Annotated in this window: 13 protein-coding genes; all 13 read left to right on the forward strand. The window is 48.1% G+C overall.

Annotation, left to right across the window (positions count from 1 at the left end; translation table 11 throughout):
- The first annotated feature begins 192 nt into the window (after nucleotides 1-192).
- Complete coding sequence (locus tag VN105_RS29610; RefSeq protein ID WP_325647084.1) at nucleotides 193-927, forward strand: polysaccharide biosynthesis/export family protein; 735 nt, start codon at nucleotides 193-195, stop codon at nucleotides 925-927.
- Between the two features lie 3 nt (nucleotides 928-930).
- On the forward strand, nucleotides 931-3,282 hold the full coding sequence (locus VN105_RS29615) for a GumC family protein (protein WP_325647086.1): 2,352 nt from the start codon (nucleotides 931-933) through the stop codon (nucleotides 3,280-3,282).
- 106 nt (nucleotides 3,283-3,388) lie between these two features.
- The gene (locus VN105_RS29620) at nucleotides 3,389-3,895 is read left to right on the forward strand and encodes a transcription termination/antitermination NusG family protein (protein WP_325647088.1); all 507 of its coding nucleotides are present in this window, start codon (nucleotides 3,389-3,391) and stop codon (nucleotides 3,893-3,895) included.
- A gap of 18 nt (nucleotides 3,896-3,913) precedes the next feature.
- Entirely contained in the window at nucleotides 3,914-4,936 is a 1,023-nt protein-coding gene (locus VN105_RS29625; protein WP_325647090.1) for a mannose-1-phosphate guanylyltransferase, read from the forward strand.
- 25 nt (nucleotides 4,937-4,961) lie between these two features.
- Entirely contained in the window at nucleotides 4,962-5,906 is a 945-nt protein-coding gene (gene fcl / locus VN105_RS29630; protein WP_325647092.1) for a GDP-L-fucose synthase, read from the forward strand.
- A gap of 11 nt (nucleotides 5,907-5,917) precedes the next feature.
- Nucleotides 5,918-7,264, forward strand: coding sequence for a UDP-glucose/GDP-mannose dehydrogenase family protein (locus VN105_RS29635; protein WP_325647094.1), 1,347 nt, complete (start codon nucleotides 5,918-5,920; stop codon nucleotides 7,262-7,264).
- Nucleotides 7,265-7,293: 29 nt separating this feature from the next.
- Nucleotides 7,294-8,391, forward strand: a complete 1,098-nt coding sequence (gene gmd / locus VN105_RS29640) for a GDP-mannose 4,6-dehydratase (RefSeq protein WP_325647096.1) — start codon at nucleotides 7,294-7,296, stop codon at nucleotides 8,389-8,391.
- A 10-nt stretch (nucleotides 8,392-8,401) separates the two neighbouring features.
- Entirely contained in the window at nucleotides 8,402-9,955 is a 1,554-nt protein-coding gene (locus tag VN105_RS29645) for a lipopolysaccharide biosynthesis protein (protein ID WP_325647098.1), read from the forward strand.
- A gap of 3 nt (nucleotides 9,956-9,958) precedes the next feature.
- Nucleotides 9,959-11,113, forward strand: coding sequence for a glycosyltransferase family 4 protein (locus tag VN105_RS29650; RefSeq protein ID WP_325647100.1), 1,155 nt, complete (start codon nucleotides 9,959-9,961; stop codon nucleotides 11,111-11,113).
- Complete coding sequence (locus tag VN105_RS29655; RefSeq protein WP_325647102.1) at nucleotides 11,106-12,371, forward strand: hypothetical protein; 1,266 nt, start codon at nucleotides 11,106-11,108, stop codon at nucleotides 12,369-12,371. The genes VN105_RS29650 and VN105_RS29655 overlap by 8 nt, the downstream gene beginning before the upstream one ends.
- 12 nt (nucleotides 12,372-12,383) lie before the next feature.
- The gene (locus tag VN105_RS29660) at nucleotides 12,384-13,529 is read left to right on the forward strand and encodes a glycosyltransferase family 4 protein (RefSeq protein ID WP_325647104.1); all 1,146 of its coding nucleotides are present in this window, start codon (nucleotides 12,384-12,386) and stop codon (nucleotides 13,527-13,529) included.
- 11 nt (nucleotides 13,530-13,540) lie between these two features.
- On the forward strand, nucleotides 13,541-14,467 hold the full coding sequence (locus tag VN105_RS29665) for a polysaccharide pyruvyl transferase family protein (protein ID WP_325647106.1): 927 nt from the start codon (nucleotides 13,541-13,543) through the stop codon (nucleotides 14,465-14,467).
- 3 nt (nucleotides 14,468-14,470) lie between these two features.
- Nucleotides 14,471-15,718, forward strand: a 1,248-nt coding sequence (locus VN105_RS29670) for a hypothetical protein (protein WP_325647108.1), incomplete at its 3' end; no start/stop codon positions are given.

The following is a 15,718-nucleotide window of genomic DNA, read 5'->3' on the forward strand; positions in this document are numbered from 1 at the left end:
GGAGTCCATACCAACTATCCTTATTTGTACTGTAGTGAGTAATTGAATGCCACCTGCTTCTGAAGTAATATTGTATTGCGGTGAACGGACAGTGTAAGTGATGATGTTAAATGCCATACGATGATATTGAAAACCTGCTTAACCTGGATGGGATTGGGATTGCTATGCTTAAGTTGTTTGTTTACTTCGTGCGTGTCAACCAAGAATGCTGTTTATTTCAATGACGTAAGAGATACGGTGCTATTACCATCAGATAGCAGTTTTGACCCCCGTATTCAGAAGAACGATATACTGCAGATCAATGTAAGCAGTTTGAATCCGGAGGATGTGATCATCTATAATGTATCCAACATGACCTCCGCTTCCGGCGCAGGTGGCGCAAATGCAGGAGCAGGCGCTATGCTGGGAGGTTTCCTGGTAGATGAACAGGGATATATACAGTACCCCATACTCGGCGCTGTTAAAGTAACCGGTCTTACGAAGAAAGCACTCACGGTATACCTGCATGATCAGCTCATTGAACGAAAACTGCTGGTAGACCCCGTGGTGAGTATACGGTTTCTCAACTACCGCGTAACTATACTGGGAGAGGTAAATAAACCAACTGTAGTAAATGTAACCAACGAGAAAATATCGGTCCTGGAAGCATTGGGAATGGCAGGTGACATAACGGTGTTTGGTAAACGTAATAATGTATTGTTGATCCGGGAGATAGACGGGCAGCGGATTATACGGCGCATCGATCTGAACGACAAAGGTATCCTTAATTCTCCTTACTATTTTCTGCAACCAAATGATATCCTGTATGTGGAACCCAATAAATCAAAAGTAGCAACGGCCGACCGTTCCCGGCAAATACTGCCTATTATACTCAGCAGTCTTTCTTTACTCGTTATTATCCTCGACCGGTTAGTTATTAATAATTAGGCTATGCAAAAAGTAAACGGACATAAAACCCAGCACACGGAACCTCCTGATAGTTTGCTCACTATCATCCGCTCCCGCTATCTGCCCTACTGGCCTTTTTTTGCAGGAGCTGTGGTAGTAGCGCTGGTGGCTGCTTTCGTTTATCTCCGCTATGCTACTCCTTTATATAAAATTTCCGGTGTGCTCCTGGTACAGGAAGCTACCAACGGTCTTGCTGCCAGCGATATGCTGCAATCGCTCGACCTTATGGGCGGCAACAAAACAGTAATGGAGAATGAAATAGAAATACTGAAATCGCGTACACTCACAAAAGAGGTGATCAGGAACCTTAATCTTTATGGAGAAGTAATAGAAGAAGGAAAGATAAGAGATGTTGTTCTTTATAAAGATAGCCCGTTGAAATTTACTTTCCTGGAACCGGAAGCTATACGGATCGCTTTTACCGGCAACTGGCCTTTTACATATGATCCCATGCAAAAGCGTGTAGCCATTGACGGTAAGCAATATCCACTGAATGATACAATACAAACACGCTGGGGAAAAATGCTCATTAAAGCACAGGGCAAACATACAGATACAGCTGCCAGTTATATACTGCACATTATGAATGAAAAAACATGGATGCAGATCATTCTTGGTACCATGAAGGTAATGCCCGCCGCAAAAGCCGGCAGCGTAGTGGATCTTGAATACACCGATGCCGCACCGGAACGCGGGGAAGATATTGTGAATGAACTGATCCGCGTGTATAGCCAGGCAGCGGTGGAAGATAAGAACAGGACTTCCGCCAATACCATGCGGTTTGTGGAAGAACGCCTGCGCATTGTCAGTGCCGAGCTGGGGCAGGCGGAAACTGAAGTGGAACATTTCAAAACTGCACAGGGCATTGTGGATATCAGTGAACAAAGCAAAATATTCCTGGCAGGCGTACAGGAAAACGACCGCAAGATCAGCGAAGCAAATATGCAGCTATCTGTACTGGATGCTATTGAAAGATATGTTACCAGCCAGAATCCTGGCGGCAATATTGTTCCGGGTACACTGGGCTTATCTGATCCTGTATTGCTGGAACTGGTGAGCAGGCTTTCTGAAACGGAACTGCAGCTGGAAAGACTGCGTAAAACCACTGGTGAGAACAGCCCCCTGCTGGCAAGTTTAAACCGGCAGGTAGAGCGTCTGAAACCGGCTATCATGGAGAATATAGGGAGCCTGCGTACAAACCTCCAGGCGGGCCTGGCCCGGCTCCAGGCAGAGAATAGCCATAATATGGGCATCATACGCAGCGTGCCCGGAAAGGAAAAAGCGCTGCTGGAAGTAAGCCGTCAACAGGTGATCAAGAATAATATTTACACCTTCCTGCTGGAGAAAAGAGAGGAAACCGCACTGGCATATGCAGCGGCCGTATCAGACAGCCGCGTGGTAGATGCCGCTGAGGCGGCGGCATATGCTTTTAGTCCGCAGAAACCAATGATAATAGGTATCTCCATACTGGCGGCGCTGGCGCTGGTTGCCGGATGCGTATCCGTAAAAGATATGATGAACCGCGAAGTGATGTTCCGCGCAGATATTGAAAAAGTGACTACGGCGCCTATTGCAGCAGAGATCATGTACCACGACAGTAAAGAGGCAATAGTGATGTCCAACAACAGCAGAACCGCTGTGGCAGAACAGTTCAGGGCATTGAGAACATCGCTGTCTTATATAGGATTGAACGGCGACCGGAAAACATTGCTGATCACTTCTTCCATATCAGGCGAAGGCAAAAGCTTTATATCCGTTAACCTGGCCATGAGCTTATCGCTTGCTAAAAAGAAAGTGGTACTGCTGGAGTTTGACCTGAGAAAACCAATGGTCAGCAAAATGCTGAATATGCGTGCAGACCCCGGTATCAGCAACTACCTGGTTGGAAAGGCAACCCTGCAGCAGATCCTGCAACCGGTAGGAGATAATGAATATCTCTATCTCCTGTCGGCCGGTATCATGCCACCCAATCCCAGCGAGCTTATTCTTAATGGTGAACTGGAGCGGTTACTGAATGAACTGAAAGAACGTTTCGATTATATCATCATTGACTCGGCCCCTGTAGGACTGGTAACAGATGCGCGCCTGATATCGCCCTACTGCGACGCTACCTTGTATGTGGTGCGTCATCAGCGTACCCCGAAGAATTACCTTAAACTCATTGAAGAGCTGTACCAGAATAAAGAACTGGGAAAACTGAACATCGTGTTTAACGGTATCAAGCGGCAGGGAGTAGCTGGATACGGGTATGGATCAGGATATGGCGATATTAACGGATACGGATACACGGAAGTAACGAAGAAACCCGGATTGTTCAGACGCAGCGTAAAATAACAGTGCTGTTATCTCTCAAAGTAAATAACCAAAAGGGTGATACATTGCCCGCTCCTGCCTTTATAAATCTCCACAAAACTATCCGATCACCTAAAAACCGGCTACTATGTTTAATGAACAGCCTCCGGTCTGGTATGCGGTATATACCCGGCCCAAATGCGAAAAGAAAGTGGCAGACCTTTTCACCCGTAAAAAGGTGGAACACTATGTTCCCGCTACACCGTTGGTGCGTGCCCGTAAGATCATCCAGGAACCTCTTTTTCCATCCTATGTATTTGTGCATATTCCTGAAAGCAGGAGTTGGGTGGTAAAGGAAACAGATAACGTGGTCAATTTTGTGTACTGGCTGGGGCAGCCGGCCGTGATACCGGATCACGAAATAGCGTTGATCCGTCATTTTATCCGTGATTATGAAGAAGTGTCTGTAGAGAAGTTTCCCATACAGGCGAAGGAAGAAGAGCAACGTACTACTTCCTCAGCCAGGATCCTGCAGATCAGCCGTAACCGGGTGAAAGTGGAGCTTACCAGCCTGGGGTGCATACTGGTAGCCACGGTGCCATCCAGGGAAATGACAGTGATCACAGGGCATAAAACAGTTAACGGACATTACTGATAATAAACCAATCATTTTATGATGCAGCATATTCTCCTTTGCGGCGGCTCCGGTACACGGTTATGGCCTTTGTCTAACCAGCAGACGCCGAAGCAGCTACTTACCCTGTTCGACGGTTACAGCCTTTTGCAACTGGCTTTCCGGCGGAACCGATTTGCCTGTAACAAAGTAATGGCTATCGTCAATGAGCAACAGTCTGATATCGTGAAGGAGCAACTGGAACAGGCCGGTGCAGCTGCCCCGGTATGCCTGGCGGAACCTGTGGGCCGTAACACCGCTGCTGCTATTGCACTGGCTGCCTTTACTACGGCGCCGGAAACCATACTGCTTATCACCCCTGCCGATCACCTTATTGGTACCCCGGACCGGTATGCGATGGCTGTTGAAACGGCCGGCCTGCTCGCAGCAGGCAATCATATTGTTACCATTGGCCTGGTGCCTACACGGCCAGATACAGGGTTTGGCTACATCAGTTACTCCGGTCATGATGTACTTCGCTTCGTGGAAAAGCCCGATCGCCCGGTAGCGGAAGCCATGCTGGCCGCCGGCGGATTCCTCTGGAACAGCGGCATCTTCTGCTGTAAGGCAGGCATCATGTTGCAGGAGCTGCAAAAACATGCACCGGCTATTTATGAAGCAGCAGCTATTGCAGCAGAAGAGTGGAAACAAACCGGCGTATTGTCGAAGGAAAGCATGGAAGCTATCCCGGCAGACAGTATCGACTATGCGGTGCTGGAGAAAAGCGATATCGTAAAAGTGGTGCCCAGCAAAATGGACTGGAGTGATGTAGGCAGCTATGAAGCGCTTGCGGATGCGCTTTCGCAACACTACCAGTACAGGAATCACCAGGCCGTATTTATTCAAAGCGATCCGCGCAAAAGTATGGTGATCGGGAAAGACAAGCTGGTGGCGCTGGTGGGCGTGGAAAATATGGTGGTGGTGAATACGGAAAGTGCGCTGCTCATTATGCAGAAAGGCAGCGGGCAGGATATCAAGCAACTGCATCAATGGGTGAGGGAGAACCGCCCCGAATTGCTTTAAACATAAACACAATCAATTAACACGTATGGAGGCAAACGATCTTATATATGTAGCCGGCCACCGCGGAATGGTAGGAAGCGCTATCAAAAGAAGACTGGAAACATTAGGTTACCAGCATATTATTACCCGCTCATCCGGCAGCCTGGACTTAAGAAATGCAGCGGCAGTGGACGAGTTTTTTGCAAAAGAGAAACCGGCGTATGTATTCCTGGCTGCCGCCAAAGTGGGCGGTATACACGCCAATAATACCTACCGCGCAGAGTTCCTGTATGATAACCTGATGATTGCTGCCAATGTGATCCATGCTGCATGGAAGTATAACGTTACCAAGTTGCAGTTCCTGGGTAGTTCCTGCATTTACCCCCGCATGGCGCCGCAACCTATTAAGGAAAGCTTCCTGCTAACAGGTTTGCTAGAACAAACCAATGAACCCTATGCCATCGCGAAAATTGCGGGCATCAAATTATGCGAGGCTTACCGCGATCAGTATGGCTGCAACTTTATCAGTGTAATGCCCACCAACCTGTTTGGCATCGGCGATAACTATCATCCGGAAAATGCGCATGTACTGCCCGCACTGATCCGCCGCTTTCATGAGGCCAAAGTAAACCAGAAACCATCCGTAACGGTATGGGGCACGGGAACGCCTAAACGGGAATTTCTTTTTGCAGATGACCTGGCCGATGCCTGTGTATACCTCATGCAGCATTACAACGACAAAGACCCGGTGAACATCGGCAAAGGAGAAGACATCACCATCAAACAACTGGCGGAATACATCCGGGAAGTGGTATGCTACGAAGGAGATATCATTTTTGACGATACAAAACCTGATGGTACGCCGCGTAAGCTCATGGATGTATCAAAGCTGCACCGCCTGGGATGGAAGCATAGCATCAGCCTGAAAGAAGGACTGGTAATGGCTTACAGGGACTTTCTGCAGCAGGATCAGTTCAAATTGCAATCTTAAAAACCAGTGGTATGAAAGTAGTTATTGTAGGAACAGGATATGTAGGATTGGTTACCGGTGCATGCCTGGCCGAAGTGGGAACCAGCGTTACCTGCGTGGATGTGGACGCAGGAAAAATAGCACGGCTTCAGCAAGGGGTATTACCGATCTACGAACCCGGTTTGCCTGAAATGGTGATGCGCAACCAGGCGGCCGGCCGTCTTGCTTTCACCACTTCACTGGCCAGTGCATTGCCCGGCGCTGAAGTGGTATTCATTGCTGTAGGCACCCCACCAGGGGAAGATGGCAGCGCTGATCTGAAATATGTATTGCAGGTAGCACGTGAAGTAGGTCAGCATATGGCGCATTATCTCCTGCTGGTTACCAAAAGTACGGTACCTGTTGGTACCGCTGCCCGCGTGAACCGCACGGTAAAAGAAAGCCTGTCGGCCCGCGGGCTGTTTATCGAATACGACGTGGCCTCCAATCCCGAGTTCCTGAAAGAAGGCGCCGCTGTCAACGATTTCCTGAAACCGGATCGTATAGTCGCCGGCGTGAGTACTACCCACGCACGCGAAGTGCTGGAGCAGCTTTACCGGCCTTTCGTATTAAACGGGCATCCGCTGCTGTTTATGGATATTGCTTCGGCAGAAATGACCAAATACGCTGCCAATGCTATGCTGGCTACCCGGATCTCCTACATGAACGACATCGCCAATGTATGTACGCTGGTAGGTGCAGATGTAAACCAGGTGCGCATGGGTATTGGCAGCGATCCCCGTATAGGAAAGCACTTCCTGTATCCGGGTATCGGCTACGGCGGCTCCTGTTTTCCCAAGGATGTAAAAGCCCTGATCCAGACCGGCCGTGAATACGGTTACCAGCTTCGCATCCTGGAGGCCGTGGAAGCAGTGAACGAAGATCAGAAGAAGATATTATCCGATAAGGTACTGCGCCACTTCGACGGTGATATCAGGGGCCGCACTTTCGCTTTATGGGGATTATCATTTAAACCCAATACCGACGATATGCGGGAAGCGCCATCCCTGGTGCTGGTCAACAGCCTGCTGGAAGCCGGAGCACAGGTTCGTGTATACGATCCCGTTGCCATGGAAGAAGCGCTCCCCATGCTGGGTAACAGCGTCACCTTTGCGGACGACATGTATGCCGCTGCTACAGGTGCAGACGCAGTGCTGCTGGTAACAGAATGGAATGCCTTCCGGATGCCCGACTGGCCCCGCCTGCGCGGCTTACTGCAAACACCGCTGCTGTTCGATGGCAGGAATATCTACGACGATGTACAACTGGTAAAACACGGGTTCACCTATTATGGTATCGGCAATAATGCTGCCACAGCAGTAAATGCACTCATGCAATAACTATTTCTTTATCACTAAAAAAAAATCGTATGAAAGTAGCCCTGATAACAGGTATTACCGGCCAGGACGGCGCTTATCTGGCAGAATTGCTGCTGGAAAAAGGATATATGGTACATGGCGTAAAACGACGTGCCTCGCTGATCAATACAGAAAGAATTGATCATCTTTACCAGGATATGCACAGTGAAAATGTGCGCTTCCGTTTACATTACGGCGATATGACGGACAGCACCAACCTCATACGTATTATACAGGAAACTCAACCCGATGAAATTTATAACCTGGCAGCGATGAGCCATGTACGCGTGAGCTTTGATACGCCTGAATACACCGCCAACGCAGACGGGATAGGTACCCTGCGGCTCCTGGAAGCACTGCGCATCCTGAAAATGGAAAAGAAAACACGTATTTACCAGGCCAGCACCTCTGAGTTGTATGGGCTGGTACAGGAAGTGCCGCAACGCGAAACCACCCCTTTTTATCCACGCAGCCCTTATGCAGTAGCCAAACTATATGCTTACTGGATCACCGTCAACTACCGCGAGGCATATGGTATGTATGCCTGTAATGGTATACTGTTTAACCATGAGAGCCCGTTGCGCGGGGAAACTTTCGTGACCCGTAAGATCACCAGGGGCGCGGCTGCTATTGCACTCGGTTTGCAGGATAAGCTGTATCTCGGTAACCTGGATGCACAGCGCGACTGGGGGCACGCCAAAGATTATGTGGAAGCAATGTGGCGTATCCTGCAGCAGGAAACACCGGACGACTATGTAATTGCCACCGGCATCACCACTACCGTAAGGGAATTTGTACGGATGGCCTTCGCTGAACTGGGCATTGAGATCACCTTTTCCGGCAGCGGTGTGGAAGAAGTTGGCACCGTAACGGCCTGCACAAATGAAGTATATGCGTTGCCGTTAGGGAAGGAGGTAGTAGCTATCGACCCGCGCTATTTCCGGCCTACAGAAGTAGAGCTGCTTATAGGCGACCCTACCAAATCCAAAACAGTGCTGGGATGGGAGCCGGCCTACGACCTGCCCGCGCTGGTAAAGGAAATGATGGCCGGCGATGTGGCGTTGTTTGCCAAAAAAGAAGTTACACAACTGGAACACTTAATCGGATAATATAGGCAACATGCAGGTAGCTAACAGGGTAATACTGAATACAGGCGCGCTTTATGGACGGATGCTGATCACCGTTTTTATTTCCCTGTACGCCACCAGGCTGGTGCTCAACCTCCTGGGCGCGGCGGACTACGGATTGTTTAACCTGGTCAGCGGGGTTATTGCCATGCTGTCTTTCCTGAACATGGCCATGACCATCAGCACGCAGCGGTATATGTCGTTTCACCTGGGCGCCAGGGATGCACATAAACTAAAAGTAGTGTTTAACTCCAGCGTACTGCTGCACTTTGTACTGGGGTTGGCACTGGTGCTGCTGTTTGAAGTGATGGGCAGCTACCTTTTTGATCATGTGCTTAACTACCCGGCCTCCCGCACGGCGGCAGCCAAACTCATTTTCCAGTTCATGGTGGTCAGTGCTTTCTTTACCATTATTTCCGTGCCCTATGACGCTACGCTGATAGCCCGGGAAAACATGGTGATGGTGGCTATCCTGGGCATTGTGGAATCAGTAGGAAAGTTGCTGATTGCACTCAGCCTGCAGTATACTTCATACGACAGGCTGATTGTATATGGTGGCCTGATGGCATTGCTTACCATATTGCTGCTGTTATTCAAACAGGTGTACTGTGCGGTGAAGTATGAAGAGAGCCGCATCCGTATACGGAAGTATTTCGACAGCAGCCTGCTGAAAGAAATGTTTGCCTACGCAGGGTGGAACATGTTCGGCGCCGGTAGCTTTGTTGCACGTAACCAGGGACTGGCGCTCCTGCTGAATGTTTTCTTTGGCACTATTGTTAATGCCGCTTACGGCATCGCCAACCAGGTGAATGCACAGCTCAGCTACTTTTCTGTTACCATGTTGCGGGCATTAAATCCGCAGATCATTAAAAGTGAAGGCAGCGGCGACCGGCCCCGGATGTTACGCCTGGCCATGATTGCCAGCAAATTTTCTTTTTACCTGCTGAGTTTTTTTGCCATTCCGGTAATGATAGAAATGCCTTTTGTATTGCAATGCTGGTTAAAACAAGTGCCTGCCTTTACGGTAATGATGTGCCGCCTGATCATCATCGCTACACTAATTAATCAATTATCATCCGGTATACAGGTAGCGGTACAGTCGGTAGGCAAAATAAGAAAGTACCAGGTGATAGTAAGCACCATGGTACTGCTCAACTTGCCCGTTGCCTGGCTGCTGCTGAAAGCAGGATATCCTGCATCGTCGGTACTCATCAGTGCCATTGTGATAGAAGTGCTGAGTGGTATTTACCGCATGATGGCGGCTAAGAATATTACAGGTTTATCGCCGGTGGTGTTTACCCGGCAGGTGCTCATAAAGGCAATTGTGCCGGTATTACTGGCAGCCGGTTTGTCGTGCATTCCGCAGCTACTTATGGGAGAAGGATTTGTACGGCTGGGGCTAACTGTAGTAGTGAGTACTATAAGTATTGTGTTACTCATCCGGCTTATCGGGCTTACAACAGATGAAACGGTAAAAGTAGAACAGTTGCTCAACAGGATCTTTACAAAACTTCAGGCAAGACTGGTAGTATTAAAAGCGAATTAAGATATGAACATTCTTTTCTTCACCGACATATCCCCCTTCCCGCAAAACGGGGGAGAAAGGATCAGGAGCTATTACCTGATCAAAGCTTTGTCGCAGCTCGGCTATGAAGTGATTGCCGTGGTACGGAACGTGGAGAAGGTAGACTTACAGAAATACCATCTCCCTAATGTTACTTTTTATACCTACGAAACAAAGCCTTTCGATCTGCTCACCCGGATCACGGGCAAGCAATACTTCCAGCGCTCTGCCACTGTTATGAGCATCTTTGAAGAAGTGTGCAGGGAATACACACTGGCGGCTGCAATACTGGATTATGGCTATGTTGGACATTATATTTCTTATTTCAGTCAGCAACAGATCCCTGTTATTCTGGGTACCCACAATGCGCAGCCCATGATCACCTGGCAGCTGCCATCGAAGCATCTGTTAGATAAGGTGCGTAAGTGGCAGTTGTTCAGTATGGAAAAACTGCATGAGCGCATGTATTTTAATAAGGCTGCTGCTGTGCTGGTAGTTAGTGAAGATGATAATGCCTATCATACGCGATTCCTTCCGAAGCAAAAGGTTTTTACTATACCTAATTTTCTTGATGAGAAAGATTATCATTTCTCCGGTAAAAAGCAACAACGTGTGCTGGTGATGACGGCTAACTTTGGCGTATATATGAATTTTGCCGGTTTGAAATGGTTCATTGAAAATGTGTGGGACGACGAACTGGCCGCTAAGTACGACCTGTGGCTGGTTGGCAGGGGATCTAAAGAAGCGCTGAAGCAGCTCACCGGTAAAGAGGAGTATCGCAATATTGTAGCCTTTGGAAAAGTGGATGATGTGAAATGGTATATCTCCGCAGCCAGTGCTGTGATCATTCCGCTGGTACACGGCAGCGGCACACGCCTGAAGTGCCTGGAAGCAATGGCGCTCAGCACGCCTGTTATCAGCACCCGCAAAGGCGTGGAGGGAGTGAAAAGTCATCACTTTATTGTGTCTGATGAACCATTGGCATTCAAACAGTCGTTACTGGCCTTTGATCCTGAAACAGATAAAGGCGCCCGGTTACGTGAAGATTTCTTACAGGAGTACAGCATGGATGTGAACCGGGAACGGTTGCAACAGATTGTTCACTACGCGGTGCGCGGTAAAATGCCTGCCTATGTTTAACCGGGTCAAAATAGCCCTGTATACATTGCTGAGTGGTGTGAATGTAGCAATGGTAGGCCAGTTGAAGCTCAATGAGATCATGGTGCTGCTATCAGCTCCCTTTGTATTTGACCTGCGGGATCTTAAGGCATATCCTATGTTCCGCAAGATCCTTTTTGCACTGGTGGCGCTCTTTGTATGCCAGGCCGTTACTGATCTGTTCATCGTACATAGTTCATCGGAAAATTTTATGCGGGGCTGGGCGGCTATTATTATGTCTGTACTCTCTTTTATTTTCCTTTTTAAAACTTTGGAAGATGATAAAGCGATCTTCTTTTTCCTTTGCCTGACCCTTATAAAGAATGTTATCTGGACGGATGAAAATGCTGACACGGATATGTCGTACTTCAAATTCAAGATGGTACCTATCCTCTCGTATGCCGTGTATATTTGTTCATTCCTGTTATACCGCCGCGGTCAGTGGAAAGCCGTACTGGCGTTACTGTTAGGTTACAGCCTGCTTTGCTTTGCACGTGATTCCCGTTCAACAGGTATGGTGTTTTTCATTGGCGCCATCATTATCTATTGCTTTAACAGCGGCATGTATCTTACGCGCGACCGGCTCCTGGTATTTGGCATTGCAGGCGCTATCCTTTTCCAGTTTGCTTATGTGTGTTATGTGAATGCTGTTATGAATCATGAAATTGGCGGAGACCATGCTTCTGAACAAATAGACCGGCTCGATAATCCCTACAATCCGCTGGCGCTGCTAATGACAGGGAGAGGTGAAACTTTTGCGGCACTGGCCGCCATCAGTGATGCGCCATTGTTTGGCCATGGTTCCTGGGCAAAAGATGATAACCTGAAATATTACCGCATCCTGTTGTTGTACCAGAATGAGGAGATGAATGAGCAGTTAGCTGCTTCAACGGATCACCTGATTCCCAGTCACTCTATTTTGTTGGGCGCCTGGGTAAACTGTGGACTGGGCGGATTTGTAGCGGTACTGATGGTATTTATATTCCTGCTGAGAATGGGCTTTTACCTGATCCGGAATGCTGCTGATACCGCCTTGTACCCGGTGCTGGTGCTTATGACCATCGGCGTAATATGGACCTTCCTCTTTTCACCGATACAGCAGTTAAGGTTTAATATACCTGCCATTGGTGCCGTGTTGCTACGCGCGTATTATGATTTTAAGGAAGAAGTAAGCACGGAAGAAGTTACATTCCAAACCATTGAAACAACCGGTATGCTATCTCCCGAAGGGAAAATATAAAAAACATCAGCTATGAAAATATGCTTCATCACACTAGGGGACATTAAATTCATTGCCACCATGAAACGGGCTATTGGCATGGCCGGACCGCTTATGGCGCTGGGATGGGAAGTATCCATTATTGCACAGGATAGTGAAGAAAACCGTAAGCGTATTGCCATGGAGTGCAGTGAAGCGGTGAAGGTGTACTATTATCGGCCAGGCACTGCATCAGAAGAGGTACGCATTAAAACAGACCTGGTAAACCGGATTGTACCTGATTATGTATTATTCTGTTCGTTCAGTTTCCGTAATCGTATCTCCAAAAATAAACTCAACATAAAACCTAAAATACTTATAGAGCATTCAGAGCTTCCTTCAGGTATTCCTGATAATAAAGGGATACGTAAACTGGCTATGCTGGCGCTGGAGTACTGGTCGGTGTTGTATGCAGATGGTTTATTGTGTGCCAGCAGGTATCTCTGTAACACCTATACGAAAAGGGCTGCGCAGCTATTCCGCAAACAGCTGCCGGTGCTATACTCCCCTTATGCATTCAATAACGAGGTGATTGCATCTCCCCGTATCCGCCTGCAGGAAGTGAAGGACACTTATCATGGTAAAACGATGCTGATCTATATGGGTACGCTTACCCGTAACTATGGTCTTTTCACCATGTTGCAGGCAATGGAAATGGTAAGTAAGGAAAGAAGTGATGTAGTGCTGCTACTGCTGGGCCAGGGGCGTCATATGGCAGATGCAAAAGCTTATGTGAAAGAAAAACAGCTGGATGCGCAGGTGGAGTTCCTGGGCTATGCACCGGAGGAAGAGCTTAGTTCCTGGTTTACTGCCGCCGATGCTTTTATTTCCCCGTTGAACGATACCGTGCAGGATTGGGCCCGTTGTCCTAGTAAAATTTATATGTACCTGCCATTTGAGAAACCGGTGTTTACCAGCGCTATCGGGGAGCCCCTGGAAATATTCGGGGAGCAGGGATATTATTTCAATAACAACGCACCGGCCTCGCTGGCGGCATTGATCAGCAAACTGGCTAATGGAAAACTGGCGCCGGGAACAGTGAACAGTGAGGCTCACAGCTGGGAACGACGGGCCATTGATTTTACATCATGGATTAATAGTAATGATGCAGTAAAAGCATTAGGTATTGCTAACCTGTAAATGACAACAACGTGAACTATGTTTATTACAAGGATCCAAAAGGAAATTTTGGCGATGACCTGAACGGATGGCTGTGGCCCAAACTCTTTGGGGAAGGGAGTTGCAATGACCCGGAAGTATTCCTGGGTATAGGTTCTATCCTGTTCGACGGATCCCCGTTATTCAGGGACATACCGGATAAAAGCAAGATCGTATTTGGTACGGGGGTACGGCCCTCTTATCAAACGTTTAGTCTCGATGATAGCTGGGATATCCGCTTTCTTCGCGGACCATTGTCGGCCTACGCATTTAATAACCAGTTTCCGTATATCGCAGATGCAGCTTATGCTATCCGACAGTTGCCGGAGTTCGATAGGTTTATAAAGGTGACGAAGAAGCATAAAGTGAGCGTGATCCCTTATTTCAAATCAGTGCCTCTTTTCGACTGGGAGGCGCTTTGTAATAAGCTGGGTTTTAATTATATCTCGCCGAGATCTGAAAAAGGCGTGGAGCACACCCTGCGGGAAATAGCTGCATCAGAGTATGTGATCGCAGAAGCCATGCACGGCGCTATCCTGGCCGATGCGCTGCGTGTGCCCTGGCACCGTTTCATATTGTCTACACCCTACACGGAAGGCAGTGGTGTAGCTGAGTTCAAATGGATGGACTGGCAGGCAGGTATCCAGTTGTATAACATCAATGCCACGCCGGTGAAACTATACCGTAAATCTTTTCTTCATCAGAAAATTAAAAGTCTTTCCGGTAACCGTATCAGCGCTGAATTTATGGCAAGAGATATAGTAAAAACAGACCTGATGAAAATGTTGCAGGGAGTTACCGGGTTTTATTTATCTGAAGATGATGTTATCAGGCGGATCGATAATAAAATTCATGATCAGACTCTTTTGCTCCGCAAAGAAAAGTGCCTGGGCAAATCATCTTTCATCACAACACATTAACATATGCAGCAGGAGTTTATTTTATCAGCAGGGTCAGGGCATTTCTTTTTCGGTTTTCATGACCTGGTTGCCTGGAATACTACAGGTGATAAATTGCTGGCTTTGCAAACACCGGATATCACTGTTCCGCCGGATCCGCGTATTCCCTGTGGTATTGGTTATTTTGATGCATCGCAGCAGTTTCAGAAAATGGGGGATACCTATGCGTATAATTATCCCCAGGGGGCCCGCCAGCAATGGATCGGTGATACAGATACCTTTATTGTGAATGACCGGGTAGATGAAGTATGGGGTTCACGGATCTATGATACGAATGCAGGTAAATGTGTAAGTGTATTGCATCAGCCGGCGCATGTGATCACAGATGAAGGCATTGCCTTTGGTATTGACTATGCAAGGTTATACCGTGTGGGAGGATACGGATATACCGGTATTCCTGATAAACAGGCACATGTGCACGCACCGGATACCAGTGGTATCATAAAGCATAATGTATATACGGGTGAGCAAACCCTGTTACTGTCTATCGCCGCCGTGGCGAATTATAAAATGAATCCTGCACTGGGGCAGCATCACTACATCACGCACTTGTTGCTGAATCCGTCGCAGCAACGGCTGGCATTTCTGCATCGCTATAAATTGAAGGACGGTGGAGAAACTACCCGGCTTATGACCATCGGGCTGGATGGTAGCGATCTGAAATGCCTGGCTACCGGGTTTCTTAGCCATTTCGACTGGAAAGATGATGCGCATATTGCCATCTGGGGCAGAACCGGTAGTAACATTGAGAAGCTGCGTGGATCGCTCCTGTATAAAATGATGCCTTCCGGGTTGATTGCCGGCGGAAAGAAAGTACTGAAGAAGTTATTATATACCCCGGAGAAAGGCGCAAAAGCCGTAGCGCCTTTTAACTGGTTGTTGCTGGATGATGTGGATAACGCAACACCGGCTATGTTAGCAAAAGATATTATTACGGAAGACGGGCACCCGATGTTTTGCCCGGCAAACCGCGACTGGATGATATGCGACACCTATCCCAATCAACAGGGGATACGCACGTTATTCCTTTTCCAGTTCAGCACCCAACAAAAAACAGACCTGGGTACTTACCGTATGATTGATGATAAACCTGATCTGCAACTGGCACACCCTTTACTGGCTGGGGTGGAAGAGGGCGTGTTAAAGGCTTTTTCACTGGAGCAGATGGCCTTTACACGCAGCGGTTTGCACTGCGATCTGCATCCGCGCTGG

Source organism: Chitinophaga sp. (assembly GCF_035564935.1).
Taxonomy (GTDB): Bacteria; Bacteroidota; Bacteroidia; order Chitinophagales; family Chitinophagaceae; genus Chitinophaga.

What these genes read in the sequence shown, in the direction of transcription:
- VN105_RS29615 (WP_325647086.1), top strand. Translation starts at nt 931, where the DNA reads ATGCAAAAAGTAAACGGACATAAAACCCAGCACACGGAACCTCCTGAT.
- VN105_RS29620 (WP_325647088.1), top strand. Translation starts at nt 3,389, where the DNA reads ATGTTTAATGAACAGCCTCCGGTCTGGTATGCGGTATATACCCGGCCC.
- VN105_RS29625 (WP_325647090.1), top strand. Translation starts at nt 3,914, where the DNA reads ATGATGCAGCATATTCTCCTTTGCGGCGGCTCCGGTACACGGTTATGG.
- fcl (WP_325647092.1), top strand. Translation starts at nt 4,962, where the DNA reads ATGGAGGCAAACGATCTTATATATGTAGCCGGCCACCGCGGAATGGTA.
- VN105_RS29635 (WP_325647094.1), top strand. Translation starts at nt 5,918, where the DNA reads ATGAAAGTAGTTATTGTAGGAACAGGATATGTAGGATTGGTTACCGGT.
- gmd (WP_325647096.1), top strand. Translation starts at nt 7,294, where the DNA reads ATGAAAGTAGCCCTGATAACAGGTATTACCGGCCAGGACGGCGCTTAT.
- VN105_RS29645 (WP_325647098.1), top strand. Translation starts at nt 8,402, where the DNA reads ATGCAGGTAGCTAACAGGGTAATACTGAATACAGGCGCGCTTTATGGA.
- VN105_RS29650 (WP_325647100.1), top strand. Translation starts at nt 9,959, where the DNA reads ATGAACATTCTTTTCTTCACCGACATATCCCCCTTCCCGCAAAACGGG.
- VN105_RS29655 (WP_325647102.1), top strand. Translation starts at nt 11,106, where the DNA reads ATGTTTAACCGGGTCAAAATAGCCCTGTATACATTGCTGAGTGGTGTG.
- VN105_RS29660 (WP_325647104.1), top strand. Translation starts at nt 12,384, where the DNA reads ATGAAAATATGCTTCATCACACTAGGGGACATTAAATTCATTGCCACC.